The sequence below is a fragment of the Micromonospora sp. DSM 45708 genome, from assembly GCF_039566955.1.
GTDB lineage: Bacteria > Actinomycetota > Actinomycetes > Mycobacteriales > Micromonosporaceae > Micromonospora.
The window spans coordinates 3,367,239-3,380,891 of record NZ_CP154796.1 but is presented as its reverse complement, the minus strand read 5'-3'; the positions used below and the strand labels follow the sequence as shown (position 1 = coordinate 3,380,891).

Below are 13,653 nucleotides of genomic sequence, written 5' to 3'. Positions count from 1 at the left end.
CGGCCTGTTGTCAGATCCAGCCGGCCTCCTGGGCGCGTTGCACCGCCTCCCAGCGGTTCCGTCCGCCGGTCTTGCGCAGCAGGCTGGACAGATGGTTGCGGACCGTCCCGGGAGCGAGGTGCAGCAACGCGGCGATCTCCCGGCTGGGCAGACCCTTCGCGGCGGTGGCGGCCACCTGCCGCTCCCGTTCGCTGAGCGGGTTGACGGCGGTGTCCAGGGCGGCGGCGGCGGTCAGCGGGTCGATGGCGCGCCGCCCCTGGGCGACGGCCCGCAACTGGGCGAGCATCTCCTCCGGCGGCACGTCCTTGGCGACCACCCCACGCACGCACAGGTGCAGCACCAGTCGCAGCACCCGGGCGCTCGGCCGGTTCGTCAACACCACCACCGCGCAGGCCGGTGCGGCGGCGCGCAGCGCCGCGACCACGGTCGCCGGCTCGTCCTCCGGGTGGAGGTCGAGCAGCGCCAGGTCGGCGAGGCGGCACAGGTCGCCGGCGTCCGTGTCGCCCTCGGCCACCACCTCGAAGTCGGCCGCCGCCGCGACCACCCCGGCCACGAGCGTCCGGCACAGGCCGGGTGCGCCGAGCACGGCGACCCGGATCGCCGGTGTCGGACCGGCTGGTGACTGGCTACGAGTATCACTCACGGGACTACTGTGCCCGACCGGGGCGTGACGGGTCACCCCCTGCCGGGCCCGTTCACCGGACGATCCCGCCATGTGGTTGCCCGTCGGGGCGCGGCGGGACCGGGCCGTCAGCGTCCCAGTGCGACGGCCAGCCGGCGGACCGCCTCGTCCATCGCCTCCGGCCGGGCGGCGGCGTAGGTGAGGCGCAGGTGCGGCGCCGGCGGTTCGGCGGCGAACCAGGGCCGTCCGGGGAACACGGTGACCCCCTCGGCGGCGGCCGTCGCGGTCACCGCGACGTCGTCGGTGCCGTCCGGCAACCGGACCCACAGGTGCAGGCCGCCGCGGGGAACGTCGGGCGGGGTCAGTTCCGGCAGGTGGCGGTCCAGCGCCGCGAGCAGCGCGTCCCGGCGGGCCCGCAGCTCCTTGCGCAGCGTACGGCGGTGCCGGTCCCGGGCCGGCGCGGCGAGGAACTCCAGCGCGGCCTGTTGCAGCGGCCCGGCCACGAAGAAGTCGTCGAGCAGCCGCGCGGCGCGCAGGCGCTCCCCGGCCGGTCCCCGCGCGCCCAGCGCGGCGATCCGCAGGCCGGGCGCGGCGGGCTTGGTCAGCGACCGCAGGTAGACCACGTGCCCGTCCGGGTCGTCGGCGGCCAAAGGCGGCGGCGCCTCGCCGTCGATGGTCAGGTCACGGGCGTAGTCGTCCTCGACCAGGAACGCGCCCGCCTCGCGGATCGCGGTCGCCACCTCGGCCCGCCGCGCGGGGCTGAGCGTCGCGCCGTGCGGGTTGGCGTGCAGCGGCTGGCAGTAGAACAACCGGGCGCCGGTGCGGGCGAACGCGGCGGCGAGCTGGTCGGGGCGTACCCCGTCGGCGTCGGCGGGCACCGGCACCACCCGCAGCCCGGCGGCGCGCGCGGTGGCCAGCGCGCCCAGGTAGGTGGGGGACTCGACCAGCAGCGTGTCGCCGGGGACGGTGAGCGCCCGCAGGGTGGACGCGAGCGCGGCCTGCCCGCCCGGGCAGATCACCATGTCCTCGGCGCGCAGGCCGCCGCCGGTTTCGCGGGCGAAGAAGGAGCGCAGGTCCGCCCGCCCCTCCACCGGACCGCGCTGCCACGCCGCCGGGTGGCGGGCCGCGCGGGCGAGCGCCGCGCCGAGCGCGGCGGCCGGCTGGAGGTCCGCGTCCAGGTAGCCGCCGGTCAACGGGATGGCCCCGGCCGGCGGCAACGCCAGGAGCGCCTGCATCTCCTCCCCGCCGGACCGCCGGGGGCCCAACGCGACGGTCTGCCAGGACAGGTCCGGGCGGGGCGGTTCGGCGCGCCGGGCCGCCACGAACGCGCCCCGACCCGATCGCGTCTCGACCAGGCCCTCGGCGACGAGCCGCCGGGTCGCCTCGGCGACGGTCACCGGGGAGGTGTGATGGTGGGCGGTCAGCTCCCGCACCGACGGCAGCCGCGTGCCGGGCGCGGCGGCCAACGCCAGCCGGCGCAGGTGGTGGACAACCCGGTCGATAGCGCTACCATCATTCATGACGGCCCAGAGTAGCGCTACTGACCCCACGACGGTAACGGCCCGGCCGGGCGCCGGCATCGCGCTCGGCGCGCTGGGCGTGCTGGCGTTCAGCATGTCGCTCCCGGCCACCCGCGTCGCCGTGCACACGCTCGACCCGTGGTTCGTCGCGTTCGGACGGGCCGTCGGCGCGGCGCTGCTCGCGGCGGCGTACCTGCGAGCGACCCGGGCCCCGCGCCCCACCCCGGGCCAGTGGCGGCGGCTGGCCGTCGTCGCGCTCGGCGTGGTCGTCGGCTTCCCGCTGTTCACGTCGCTCGCGCTCACCACGCAGACCTCCGCGCACGGCGCGGTCGTCGTCACCGTGCTGCCCGCCATGACGGCGGTCTTCGCGGTGCTCCGGGCCGGCGAACGACCGCCACCGCTGTTCTGGTACGCCAGCGCCGCCGGGCTGGCGCTGGTGCTCGCGTTCCTCGCCACCGGCGGTTCGATGCGCGGCACGCTCTCCCTGGCGGACCTGTTCCTGCTCGCCGCCGTCGTGCTGTGCGGCCTCGGGTACGCCGAGGGCGGGGTCCTGGCCCGTCAGCTCGGTGGCGCCCGGACGATCTGCTGGGCGTTGCTGCTCTCGCTGCCCGTCACGATCCCGATCGCGGCGGTGGCCGCGGTCGCCCACCACCCACGGGCGGGCGCCGCCGGCTGGACCGCGTTCGGCTACCTCACGCTGGTCTCGATGTTCCTCGGCTTCTTCGCCTGGTACGCCGGGCTGGCCCGGGGCGGCATCGCCAAGGTGAGCCAGATCCAGCTCGTCCAGCCGGTGCTCACGCTGGTCTGGTCGGCGCTGCTGCTCGGTGAGGCGATCACCCCGGCCGCCGTCGTCGTGGCGGGGGCGCTGCTGGCCTGCGTGGTGCTCATCCAACGCACCCGGGGCGTCGCCCGCCCGCGCGGCCACGCCCGGCCCCACCCGCAACGCGCCGGCCAACGGTAGTGCCCGCGCGCGTGGCGCCGGCTAGGCCGGACCGTCGAGCGTGCTGATCAGGTGCGCCACCCGGCCCCTGATCTCGTCCCGGACCTGGCGGACGACGTCCAGGGACTGCCCGGCCGGGTCGGTGAGCTGCCAGTCCTCGTAGCGTTTTCCGGGGAAGACCGGGCAGGCGTCGCCGCAGCCCATGGTGACGATGACGTCGCTGGCCTCGGCGGCGTCCCAGGTGAGCCGCGCCGGCGTCCGGTCGGTGATGTCGATGCCGACCTCGCGCATGGCCTCGACGGCGACGGGGTTGATCCGGTCGGCGGGCTCGCTGCCGGCGGAGCGCACCTCGACGGCGTCCCCGGCGAGGTGACGCAGCCAGCCGGCGGCCATCTGGGAGCGGCCGGCGTTGTGGACGCAGACGAACAGGACGGTGGGTTTGCGGCTCATCGCGTTTCGGTCTCCGGGGTGAGGTGGGGAACGACCACGGCGTCGGCGGCGTCGCCGGCGTGGGGGTACCAGAGGGCGAGCGCGGCGACGGCGACCAGGCCGCCGACGAGCTGGGCGACCAGGAAGCCGGGCACCGAGGCCGGGGCGATGCCGGCGAACGTGTCCGAAAATGCCCGGCCGACGGTGACGGCCGGGTTGGCGAACGAGGTCGACGAGGTGAACCAGTAGGCCGCGCCGATGTACGCCCCCACGGCGGGCGGCGCGGTGGAGGTGCGGCCGGAGCGGGCCAGGGCGAAGACCAGGAGGACCAGCCCGGCGGTGGCGACCACCTCGGCCAGCCACAGGTGCCCGCCGGCCCGGTCGGTGCGGGACCGGGTCACGGCCGGCAGGCCGAACATCAGGTGCGCGAGGACGGCGCCGGTGATCGCGCCGCCGGTCTGGGCGGCGGCGTAGGCGACCAGGTCGCGCCCGGTCAGGCCGGTGCCGGCGCGACGGCCGAGCCACCAGTCGACGGCGGAGACGACCGGGTTGAGGTGCGCGCCGGAGACCGGGCCGAACGTCAGGATGAGCGCGCCCAGGGCGAGGGCGGTGGCGATCGCGTTCTCCAGCAGTTGCAGCCCGGTGTCGGTGGGGGAGAGCCGGGTGGCGGCGATGCCCGAGCCGACGACGGCGGTGACCAGCAGGGCGGTGCCGGCGAACTCCGCCGATGCCCGCCGGGCCAGGGCGAGGCTCACGCGGGGTGCCCGTCGCGGGGGGCGGCGGTGACCTCCAGCAGCGCGCCGAGCTGCCGGAACACCTCGGGCCGGACCCGGTACCAGACCCAGGTCCCGCGCCGGTCGGAGTCGACCAGGCCGGCTTCGCGCAGGACCTTGAGGTGGTGGGAGATGGTCGGCCCGGACAGGTCGAAGGCCGGGGTGAGATCGCAGACGCAGATCTCCGGCACCGAGGCGATCATCGACATCAGCCGCAGGCGGATCGGGTCACCCAGCGCCTTGAACAGCGGCGCGACCGCCGCGGCCTGATCGGGTGCCAGGGGACGGGCCGTGATCGGGGAGCAGCAGGCGACCGCGTCCGGGGCCGCTTGTTTTGACATGCGTCTAGCTTGACAGATTTCGAAACAGCAGGCAACGTGGGTGCTGCTTCGACAGTCATCTAGACAAGAACCGGTTGTCAGGAGGAGTCACCATGTCCCGAGTCCAGCTCGCGCTGCGCGTGTCCGACCTCGAAGGCTCCGTCGCGTTCTACGCCAAGCTGTTCGGCGTCGAGCCGGCCAAGCGCCGCCCCGGCTATGCCAACTTCGCCATCGAGAACCCGCCGCTGAAGCTCGTGCTCCTTGAGGGTGAGGCCGACCGGCCGACCGTTCTGGATCACCTGGGCGTCGAGGTGTCCAGCACCGACGAGGTCGACGCCGCCACCCGGCGCCTGACCGACTCCGGCCTCATCACGCTGGCGGAGAACGACACCGAGTGCTGTTACGCGCTTCAGGACAAGGTGTGGGTGCGCGGCCCCGGCGACGAGCGCTGGGAGGTCTACACCGTCAAGGCCGACTCACCGCGGCTGGCGAAGCCCGCCGAGAGCACCTGCTGCGCCCCCGCCGCCTAGGGGCGGCGTCCGGCCGCCGGGACGGTTCCTGACCTGACCCGACAGGTCGGGTCGGAACGGCGGCCCCGCCCCGACCCGGCGTGGTCCACCACGACGCTGTTCGCACCGTCCCGCCGCAACCCGGCGCCGACACGTCCCGCCCGGCCCTCGCGCCCCGCGGTGACCGTCGGCGCCGGGTCGCGCTGCGTCCCGTGGCGCTGCTCCCGCCGAACGCGCGGGGCGACGGCCCGAGCCCCTGCAAAAAACCTGCAAACGCCAGCCCTTGCCCTGGGCGAAAGCGCTTTCTTACGATTGCGTCACATCGATGTTTCATTTGCGGGCCGGGCACCGCGAATGGATGAACGCCGCTGGCGGCGCGCCTGATCGCGTCGCGGCAATTCACCTCTTCCTGTTCGGCGACAGCCGGTCGATCCGGCATGCGCGAAAACGAATCGAGGCGTCAATGAGACGACCAGTCGCACTGCGACTTCAGGCCACCCTGGCCACGGCGGTGGTGGGGGTCGCGGTCGCCGTGGCCATGCCGACCCCGCAGGCGTCGGCCGCGGTCGGGACCGCCACCGGGTACGCGAGCCAGAACGGCGGGACCACCGGCGGCGCGGGCGGCCAGACCGTGCGCGCCACCACCGGGACCGCGATCCACACCGCCCTGTGCAACCGGGCCAGCAGCAGCACTCCGATCGTCATCGAGGTCTCCGGCACCATCAACCACGGCAACACCGCCAAGGTGTCCGGTTCGAGCTGCAACACCGCGGCCGGCGTGATCGAGCTGAAGGAGATCAGCAACGTCACCATCATCGGGGTGGGCGGCGGCGCGGTCTTCGACCAGCTCGGCATCCACATCCGCGACTCCCGCAACATCATCATCCAGAACGTCACGGTGCGGAACGTCAAGAAGTCGGGCTCGCCCACCTCCAACGGCGGCGACGCCATCGGCATGGAGAGCACGGTCCGCAACATCTGGGTCGACCACGTCACGCTGGAGGCGTCGGGCGGCGAGGCGGAGGGCTTCGACGGCCTCTTCGACATGAAGGACGACACCCAGTACGTCACGTTGTCCTACAGCATCCTGCGCAACTCCGGCCGCGGCGGTCTCATCGGCTCCAGTGAGAGCGACCGGTCGAACAGCTTCATCACGTTCGACCACAACCTCTACGAGAACATCGACTCCCGTACGCCGCTGCTGCGCGGTGGCGTCGCCCACATGTACAACAACCACTACTCGGGGCTGCACGAGTCCGGCATCAACTCCCGGGCCGGCGCCCGGGCCAAGGTGGAGAACAACTACTTCCGCAACTCCAAGGACGTGCTCGGCACCTTCTACACCAACGAGCGCGGCACCTGGCAGGTCGGCGGCAACATCTTCGACAACGTGACCTGGTCGGCCCCGGGCAACGAGAACTACCCGGCCGGGCCGAACCCGACGTCCACCACCACGGTCGCCATCCCCTACTCGTACCGGCTGGACGGGGCGAGCTGCGTGCCGGACATCGTCCGGCAGACGGCGGGCGCCAACACCGGCCTGCGGACGTCGGACGGCAACTGCGCGCCGCAGTCCCCGCCGCCCACCACGCCGACGCCGACCACGCCCGCGCCGACCACCCCGCCGCCGACGACCACCAGCCCGCCGCCGCCCAGCGGGACCAACCTGAGCCTCGCGTCCGGCGCCGGCGCCGACGGTTCCAGCAAGGCCGACGGCACCAGCTACGGCAACGTGCGTGACGCCAGCCTCGGCACCTGGTGGTCGCCGTCCGGTTCGACCGGCACCATCTCGATCAAGTGGGGCTCCGCCACCCGGGTGTCCCGGGTGGTCATCCGGGAGCCGTCCGGCACTCAGGGCTCGATCGGGTCGTGGCAGCTCGTCAACAACGACACCGGCGCGGTCCTCGCCTCGGGGAGCGGGGCGGGCTCGATCACCTTCGCCGCAACGTCGCTACAGAAGATCAACTTCAAGATCAACAGCTCGAACGGTACGCCGAGGGTCGGCGAGTTCGAGACGTACGCGAGCTGACGGCCGGCACGGGGCGGGGGCGGCGGACCCGGCCGTCCCCGTCCCGCGTGGGTGGTGGGCCGCTCACCGGGCGGCGCCGCTGGTCGGGCAGGACCGGGCGGGCGGATGGGCGTCCCATCCGCCCGCCCGGCACGGTCAGAGGGTCAGCACCACCGTGGAGATGCTGCGGGCACCGACGTTGACGGAGACCTGGTTCCCGTTCACGCCGGCCGGCTGGCTCGCCGCGCTCGCGTTCTGCGAGGTGGCGACGTACTCCGCCTTCGACACGTTCTGCGGCGCCTGGATGACGGCGTTGTTCACCGCGCTGGTCGAGCGGTTCAGGATCACCAGCGTGACCTTGCCGTCGCCCTGGTAGGCGGTCACCTCCAGCGGCGAGGCCTTGCTGCTCTTCGTCAGGCCGATCCGCTGGTAGCCGGGGCGGACGTACTTGGCGTACTGGGAGAACGCGTAACCGCGCTTCAGCGGCGCGCCCGCCGTCGTGCCGTACGCGGCCTCGCCGTCACCGATGAACGAGTAGTAGCGCTTGCCGTACCACCAGACGTAGGCGCTCCAGTTGGACTCCATCGACTTGTGCACGGTGCGCATGATGTCGTCCAGCGTCTCGTTCCACACCGTCGCGTTGCTGGGGTTGCCCCAGATGTTGGAGCCACTGCCGTCGGCCTCGTGCAGGTTCCACTCGGTCATCCACACCGGCTTGTTGTACTGCTGGGCCAGTGGGTACGGCTTCAGCCGGCCGGACGCCTCGGTGCCGTAGAGGTGCCCGCCGATGTAGCCGATGTTGTTGCGGGCCGCCGCGTCGTTCAGCGTCGGGTCGGTGTAGCTGTAGTTCAGGTTCACCGCCTCGGCGACCATAAGCTTGGTGTTCTGCACCTTCGCGCCCTGCTCGCGCACGAAGGTCTGCAACTCGGTGCCGCTCCAGTCCATCGAGTCGTAGTCGGGGTGCCAGTCCGGCTCGTTCTGCACGGAGGTGACGTCGATGGTCACGCCCTGGTTGCGCATGTACTGGACGTAGCTGTTGAGGTGGTTGGCGTAGTCGTCGTAGTAGTCGGTCCTCAGCTTGCCGCCGTTGGTGCGGCTGTTGTTCGTCTTCCAGGCCGCCGGCGCCGTCCAGGGCGACGCCATGATCTTCACGTTCGACCCGTACGACTTCGCCGTCTTCAGCGCGCTGACCTGCGTTCCCCACTCGCTCGACACCGGCGAGAGGCCGGTGCGCACGATGGACAGGCCGAGCTGGTTGGGGCCCAACCCGACGAGTGTCTGCGTCTCCGCCGTCGACCACGCGCCACCCCAGATCGACACCGCCGCGCCGAACCCGTCCACGGTCTGGTACTTCGTGGCGGTGTTCACCGTGATGTCCGCCGGCCCGTTCGGGGGCGGGGTGGACGGCGACGACGTCGGCGTCGGCGTGGGGGTGGGCGAGCTGGTCGGCGACGTGGTCGGGGTGGTGCCGCCGGTGCAGGTGACCCCGTTCAGCGCGAAGCTGGTGGGCGCCGGGTTGCTGCTGGTCCACGAGCCGTTGAAACCGAACGACGCGGTGCCGTTGGTGGGGATGGCGGCGTTGTAGTCGACGTTCCTGGCGGTGACGTTCGCGCCGCTCTGGGTGACCGTGGCGCTCCAGGCCTGGGTGACGGTCTGGCCGGCGCCGTAGGACCAGGTGAGCGTCCAGCCCGAGACCGGGTCGCCGAGGTTGGTGATGGTGACGTTGGCGCCGAAGCCGCCCTGCCACTGCGACGCCACCGCGTAGTTCACCGAACAGCCGGCGGCTGCGGCCCCGGCCGGCATCGCCACGGCAGCCGCCGCCGAGGCGAGCAGCACCGTGCCGGCCGTCACCAGCGCGGTACGGGGCAGTCTGAGTCTCCTCATCGAATCTCTCCTCGTCCGACTAGCGCTGGAGGGTCAGCAGGCCCGGTCGGTACGGCAGGAGGCCGTAGTCGCCGCCGGAGTTGGTGGCCCGGCCCTGGTAGAGCAGTTGGAGGTTGCACGGGTCGACGGTGAAGGTCTGGTCGGCGGTGGTGCGGACCAGTTCTCCGTGGCTGATGTCGTTGGTCCAGGTGGCGCCGCTGTTGGCCTTGCCGGCGAACGGGTTGCTCTCGGTGGCCGCGTTCGGCGTCCACGTGCCGTTCAGGCTGGTGGCGGTGAAGGAGCGGAAGTAGCGGCCCTGCGCGCCGATCGCCTCGACGATCATCAGGTAGCGGGTCTGGCCCTGGAGCTTGTAGACCTGCACGGCCTCGAACAGGTTGTTCGTGGTGTCGCTCATGATGGTGGTGTAGTTCGCGCCGAAGTTGCCGGGGAAGTTCCCGATCGGCATGCTCGCCCGGTAGATCTTGCCGTTGTCACCGGCGAAGAACAGGTACATGTTCTGGTCGTCGGCGATGAGCGTCTGGTCGATCGGGCCGGTGCCGGAGCCGGAGATGCTGCCGGTGAACAGCGGCTGCGCCGACGACCACCCGTTCGGGTTGCTCGGGTCGGACGACGTCTTGTAGGAGAACGCGGTGCCACCCCACTGGTAGGCGAGCACCCAGATGTTACGCGGGGCGAAGTAGAACAGCGTCGGCGCGACGGTGCCCTGCGACATGCCGTTCTGGCTGGCCGAGGCCATGTCGGACCAGTTGGTGAACGGGCTGAAGTTCATCGAACCCCACGACGAGCCGAAGTCGTGCGTGGTCGCGTACACCAGGTGCTTGCCGTTGTAGGGCACGACGGTGAAGTCCTTCAGCGACGCCCAACCCGACTTCGGCTGCGCCAGGGCCCCGGTCGAGGACCACCGGTAACTCGACGGCAACGCGCAGGTGCCACCCGGCGGCGGCGTCGTGGGCGGCGTCGTGGGCGAGCTGGTGGGTGACGTCGTGGGGGACACGGTGGGCGAGGTGGTCGGCGTGGTGGTGCCGCCGGTGCAGCTGACGCCGTTCAGCGCGAAGCTGGTGGGGGCGGGGTTGCTGCTGGTCCAGGCGCCGTTGAAGCCGAACGAGGTGGTGCCGTTGGTGGGGATGGCACCGTTGTAGCTGACGTTCTTGGCGGTGACGTTCGCGCCGCTCTGGGTGACGGTGGCGTTCCAGGCCTGGGTGACGGTCTGGCCGGCGCCGTAGGACCAGGTGAGCGTCCAGCCCGAAACCGGGTCGCCGAGGTTGGTGATGGCGACCTCGGCGCCGAAGCCGCCGCCCCACTGCGACGACACGGTGTATTTCACCGAACAACCGGCGGCTGCCGCGCCGGCCGGCAGCGCCGCGACGACGCCGGCCGAGGCCAGCAACGCGACACCGGCCGACACCAGGCCGACATTGGCCGCTCTGGATCTGGACATGGGGCTTCCTCCTGTGGTGGTGGCGGCTCGCGCATTCGCGGGGGCGATGTTTTGTGAGCGTTAACAGCCGCGCCAGGTATGTTACGGGAGCGCTCCCATGACCTCAACGATAGAAATGTGTGGATGGCAGGCGGGGGGTCAGGGCGTGGTGCAGGGAGTGTTGTCGGCGGCGCAGGACTCCGGGGCGTCGTGCAGGGGGTCCGGGTCCCGGACGTCGAAGCGGATGGTGACCGAGCCCTCGGGCGGCAACTCGGTGCCGGTGAACGTGACCACGGTGCCGTCCTGTGCCGCCTCGGCGCCGTTGACCGAGCCCACGGTGGCGCCGTCGCCGAGCGTCACGGTCACCGTCCAATCCGGGCGGGGAGCCGGGCCGGGATTGCGGAGCACCACCTCGCCCCGGTAGCCGAAGACCCGGTCGGTGACCGTCTGGTACGTCGCGGTCAGCCCGACGGCGGCGACCGACGGCGTCGGGCTCGGCGTAGGGCTGGGGGAGCGGGACGGCGACGGCGAGGGGGAGGCGCTGCGGCGGCTGGCGCTCGGCGTGGGTCGGGCGGTGGTGGGCCGTGGCGACGCGGCGGGGGTGGTGGTGGGCAGGACCAGCGCCGGCGGCGACGGCGGGGCGGCCGGCGACGGCGGGGTGTCCCGGGTCGCCCACAACGCCGCCCCGGTGCCGCCGGCGAGCAGCAGCACCGCGCCGGCGGCCAGCAGGAGCCGCCGTCGGGGGCGACCGCGCTCGTCGCCGAGCAGGCGGACCACCGGCAGCTCCGCGGTCAGCCCACCCTCGGCGCGGCGCAGGTCCACCTCCTGGAACGCGAGCCAGTCGAGGATCGCCGGCAGCCGCCCGGTCAGCGCCCGCTCGTGCTGCCCGGCGCGGGCGTCGGCGTCCCAGTCGCCCTCCTCCAGCACCTCGCGGACGGACAGGCGGGTGCCGTGCCCGCTGGGTGTCAGGTCGCAGGCGAGCCGGGTGGCCCGCTCGTCCCCCTCCCGGCACCGCACCACCAGCCGTCGGGGGGCGCGCAGCTCGACCAGCTCCACCTCGGTGTCGGCGTCGTAGCCGGGCAGCGCCGCGGTCGCCAGCAACCAGCGGTCGTCCCGCGGTGTGCTGTCGGCGAACCACTTGGCCAGCAGCGCCCGTTCGGTCAACGCCCGCCAGATCCGGGCGGGCTGATGGAACAGGTCGACCTCGGTGGCGATCTCGATCACCCGGAGACTCTACGGCCCGCGCCGATCGGCGGACCGGCGCGGTCGGGTCACTCCGACCCGACGTCGTGCCACCGGGACCGCCAGGCGGCCTCGTTCTCCTCGGCGCTGGCCCGCTCCTCGTGCACCGCCCGGCGCAGGGCCACGCGGGCGTCCGCGAAGGTCACCAGCTCGACCGCGACCAGCGCCAGGCAGATCGCGGTGAGCAGACCGAGCGCGCCGAGCGCGGACAGGTGGCGGCCGACCGGCAGTGTGACCGCCAGCACGACCAGCGTGCCGACCCGGCTCCACGACAGCGTGCGGAGCGTGCGCCACTGGAACGCCATGTTGGCGGCCAGGTAGACCATCACGCCGCCGAAGAGCAGCGGCACCGCCGGCCCGTGGCCCCGCTCCGCCGCGCCGCCCACCGGGTCGGTGACGGTCCGGACCAGCTCCTCCGCGCCGAGCGCGAACAGGATCACCCCGGCGATCATGGGCAGGTAGAGATAGGCGTACGCGTCGCGCGCCATCGCCACCCGCGGATGGCCCTTGGCGGCGTGCAACGCGATCCGGGCGGCCGGCCCGATCATGTCGAAGTGGGTCCACCAGAGCGCGGCGGTGAACAGGATGCCGAAGATCGCCGCCGGGATGGCCGGCCAGGTCACCGGCTTGCCGAGCAGGTTGCCGCCGACGCCGACCGAGATGACCGACTCGCCCAGCGCGATGATCAGGATCAGGTCGTAGCGTTCGGTCCAGTGCTCCGCCGAGGTGATCTTCCAGCCGTCGGTGCCGGCCAGCAGTCCGCTGCTGTACTGGATCACCACCACCGCGATCCACAGCGCGTCGCGCAGCCACGGCCCGGCCTCCGGGTCCACGTGGGGCGGCAGCAACGCGGCCACCAGCAGCAGGCAGGTCGAGAGCAGCACCTCGGGCAGGAACAGCCACACCTTGCGCCTGCCCGCCGGGTCGCCGCGGGTGGCGTACCAGTAGAGCGAGGTGTGCACGATCCGGATGACCACGTAGCTGACCGTGACCAGGATCGGGCCGGCGGTGCCCTGGCGCAGGTCGCCGAACGTCTGCGGCAGGGCCAGCGCGAACGTGAACAACGCGACCATGCCGACCACCATCAGGATCGGCACGAGGCCCTCGCCCAGCCGCAGCCGGGCGGCCACCGCGATGTGCACCACCCAGCACCACCAGAGCACGGCGAGCACCAGCAGCGCGTGCAGCAGCTCCCGTCCGGTCACGTTGGCGGCGGTGGCCCGCGTGATGATGAAGAACGACACCACGAAGACGAGGTCGAAGAAGATCTCGAACTTGTCGACCCGGGTGGCCGGGGCGACCCGCGCCGGCGGTCCGAGCCCCTTGCGCCACCTGTCGCCGCCCACCGGCCGAGTGTGTCAGCCCAGCTCAGCCGTCATGGGGGATTCACCGGGCCGTCCCCCGGCCATGGGGGTGGCGTGGGCGAGCACGTCGTGCAGCACGTCGCGCAGGGGCGCGTCCGGGTGCTCGATCCACTGCTGGGCGGCGACGCGGAGCGAGGCCAGGAACGTGGCGGCCAGGACGCGCGCCCGCAGCGGCCCGTCGGCGCCGGTGAGGCGGCGGGCGATCTCGGCGGACAGCTCCCGCTCGATGGTCGTGTACGCGCCGACCTGGTGGGCCGCCAGGCTGGGGTGGCCGTGCAGCCGGCGGCGTCGGCTCAGCCAGGGCTCGGCCGGGTCGTCGTAACCCTCGTCGGCCTGGGCCAGCGCGGCCCGGGTCAGCGCGGCCCAGGGCGGCAGGCCGGTGGGCTGCTCCGCGACCAGTTCCAGCATCCGGCGCAGCCGCATCGTGTCGCCGTGGAAGAGCGCCTCCTCCTTGCCGGAGAAGTAGTTGGAGAACGTGCGCCGGGAGACGTTGGCGGCGTCGGCGATGGCCTCGACGGTGACCCGGTCCGGGCCGTGCTCGACGGCCAGCCGCAGGGCCGCCTCGTGCAGCGCCAGGCGGGTCGCCGCCTTTTTCCGCTCCCGCAGGCCGGTGCACTCGTCCATG

13 protein-coding genes are annotated in these 13,653 nt (G+C 72.7%); 3 read left to right on the top strand and 10 right to left on the bottom strand.

The window, feature by feature from the left end:
- Nucleotides 1-10 precede the first annotated feature (10 nt).
- Both VKK44_RS14370 and VKK44_RS14365 read right to left on the bottom strand, forming a co-directional pair.
- On the bottom strand, nucleotides 11-643 hold the full coding sequence (locus VKK44_RS14370) for a helix-turn-helix transcriptional regulator (protein ID WP_343447476.1): 633 nt from the start codon (nucleotides 641-643) through the stop codon (nucleotides 11-13).
- A gap of 107 nt (nucleotides 644-750) precedes the next feature.
- Entirely contained in the window at nucleotides 751-2,142 is a 1,392-nt protein-coding gene (locus tag VKK44_RS14365) for an aminotransferase-like domain-containing protein (RefSeq protein ID WP_343447475.1), read from the bottom strand.
- On the opposite strand from VKK44_RS14365, the gene VKK44_RS14360 reads away from it, so the two are divergent.
- The gene (locus VKK44_RS14360; protein WP_343447474.1) at nucleotides 2,141-3,103 is read left to right on the top strand and encodes a DMT family transporter; all 963 of its coding nucleotides are present in this window, start codon (nucleotides 2,141-2,143) and stop codon (nucleotides 3,101-3,103) included. The genes VKK44_RS14365 and VKK44_RS14360 overlap by 2 nt on opposite strands.
- Before the next feature lie 21 nt (nucleotides 3,104-3,124).
- Here the strand turns inward: VKK44_RS14360 and VKK44_RS14355 are convergent, their stop codons facing one another.
- From VKK44_RS14355 to VKK44_RS14345, 3 genes are read right to left on the bottom strand one after another with little or no spacing between them, the layout of a single operon-like run.
- A complete protein-coding gene (locus tag VKK44_RS14355; RefSeq protein WP_343447472.1) occupies nucleotides 3,125-3,532 on the bottom strand; it encodes an arsenate reductase ArsC in 408 nt (135 codons plus the stop codon).
- Complete coding sequence (locus tag VKK44_RS14350; RefSeq protein WP_343447471.1) at nucleotides 3,529-4,266, bottom strand: MIP/aquaporin family protein; 738 nt, start codon at nucleotides 4,264-4,266, stop codon at nucleotides 3,529-3,531. Before VKK44_RS14350 ends, VKK44_RS14355 begins: the two co-directional genes overlap by 4 nt.
- A complete protein-coding gene (locus tag VKK44_RS14345) occupies nucleotides 4,263-4,625 on the bottom strand; it encodes an ArsR/SmtB family transcription factor (protein ID WP_343447470.1) in 363 nt (120 codons plus the stop codon). Before VKK44_RS14345 ends, VKK44_RS14350 begins: the two co-directional genes overlap by 4 nt.
- Before the next feature lie 92 nt (nucleotides 4,626-4,717).
- Here VKK44_RS14345 and VKK44_RS14340 point away from each other — a divergent pair, with 92 nt between their 5' ends.
- Nucleotides 4,718-5,134 (top strand): ArsI/CadI family heavy metal resistance metalloenzyme, encoded by a 417-nt coding sequence (locus VKK44_RS14340; RefSeq protein ID WP_343447469.1) that lies wholly within the window; start codon nucleotides 4,718-4,720, stop codon nucleotides 5,132-5,134.
- A gap of 442 nt (nucleotides 5,135-5,576) precedes the next feature.
- Entirely contained in the window at nucleotides 5,577-7,142 is a 1,566-nt protein-coding gene (locus VKK44_RS14335) for a pectate lyase family protein (RefSeq protein WP_343447467.1), read from the top strand.
- Nucleotides 7,143-7,277: 135 nt separating this feature from the next.
- Here the strand turns inward: VKK44_RS14335 and VKK44_RS14330 are convergent, their stop codons facing one another.
- The 5 genes from VKK44_RS14330 to VKK44_RS14310 form a co-directional block, all read right to left on the bottom strand.
- A complete protein-coding gene (locus VKK44_RS14330) occupies nucleotides 7,278-9,005 on the bottom strand; it encodes a cellulose binding domain-containing protein (protein WP_343447465.1) in 1,728 nt (575 codons plus the stop codon).
- A gap of 19 nt (nucleotides 9,006-9,024) precedes the next feature.
- Nucleotides 9,025-10,443, bottom strand: a complete 1,419-nt coding sequence (locus VKK44_RS14325) for a non-reducing end alpha-L-arabinofuranosidase family hydrolase (RefSeq protein ID WP_343447464.1) — start codon at nucleotides 10,441-10,443, stop codon at nucleotides 9,025-9,027.
- Nucleotides 10,444-10,581: 138 nt separating this feature from the next.
- Nucleotides 10,582-11,646 carry an SRPBCC domain-containing protein gene (locus VKK44_RS14320; protein WP_343447462.1) on the bottom strand — a complete coding sequence of 355 codons (1,065 nt, stop codon included), beginning with the start codon at nucleotides 11,644-11,646 and terminating at the stop codon, nucleotides 10,582-10,584.
- A 47-nt stretch (nucleotides 11,647-11,693) separates the two neighbouring features.
- Nucleotides 11,694-13,010, bottom strand: coding sequence for a low temperature requirement protein A (locus tag VKK44_RS14315; protein WP_343447461.1), 1,317 nt, complete (start codon nucleotides 13,008-13,010; stop codon nucleotides 11,694-11,696).
- A gap of 12 nt (nucleotides 13,011-13,022) precedes the next feature.
- A complete protein-coding gene (locus VKK44_RS14310) occupies nucleotides 13,023-13,652 on the bottom strand; it encodes a TetR/AcrR family transcriptional regulator (RefSeq protein ID WP_343447460.1) in 630 nt (209 codons plus the stop codon).
- Between the last annotated feature and the right edge of the window lies 1 nt (nucleotide 13,653).

What these genes read in the sequence shown, in the direction of transcription:
- VKK44_RS14340 (WP_343447469.1), top strand. Translation starts at nt 4,718, where the DNA reads ATGTCCCGAGTCCAGCTCGCGCTGCGCGTGTCCGACCTCGAAGGCTCC.
- VKK44_RS14310 (WP_343447460.1), bottom strand. Translation starts at nt 13,652, where the DNA reads ATGGACGAGTGCACCGGCCTGCGGGAGCGGAAAAAGGCGGCGACCCGC.
- VKK44_RS14355 (WP_343447472.1), bottom strand. Translation starts at nt 3,532, where the DNA reads ATGAGCCGCAAACCCACCGTCCTGTTCGTCTGCGTCCACAACGCCGGC.
- VKK44_RS14325 (WP_343447464.1), bottom strand. Translation starts at nt 10,443, where the DNA reads ATGTCCAGATCCAGAGCGGCCAATGTCGGCCTGGTGTCGGCCGGTGTC.
- VKK44_RS14345 (WP_343447470.1), bottom strand. Translation starts at nt 4,625, where the DNA reads ATGTCAAAACAAGCGGCCCCGGACGCGGTCGCCTGCTGCTCCCCGATC.
- VKK44_RS14365 (WP_343447475.1), bottom strand. Translation starts at nt 2,142, where the DNA reads ATGAATGATGGTAGCGCTATCGACCGGGTTGTCCACCACCTGCGCCGG.
- VKK44_RS14330 (WP_343447465.1), bottom strand. Translation starts at nt 9,005, where the DNA reads ATGAGGAGACTCAGACTGCCCCGTACCGCGCTGGTGACGGCCGGCACG.
- VKK44_RS14360 (WP_343447474.1), top strand. Translation starts at nt 2,141, where the DNA reads ATGACGGCCCAGAGTAGCGCTACTGACCCCACGACGGTAACGGCCCGG.
- VKK44_RS14335 (WP_343447467.1), top strand. Translation starts at nt 5,577, where the DNA reads ATGAGACGACCAGTCGCACTGCGACTTCAGGCCACCCTGGCCACGGCG.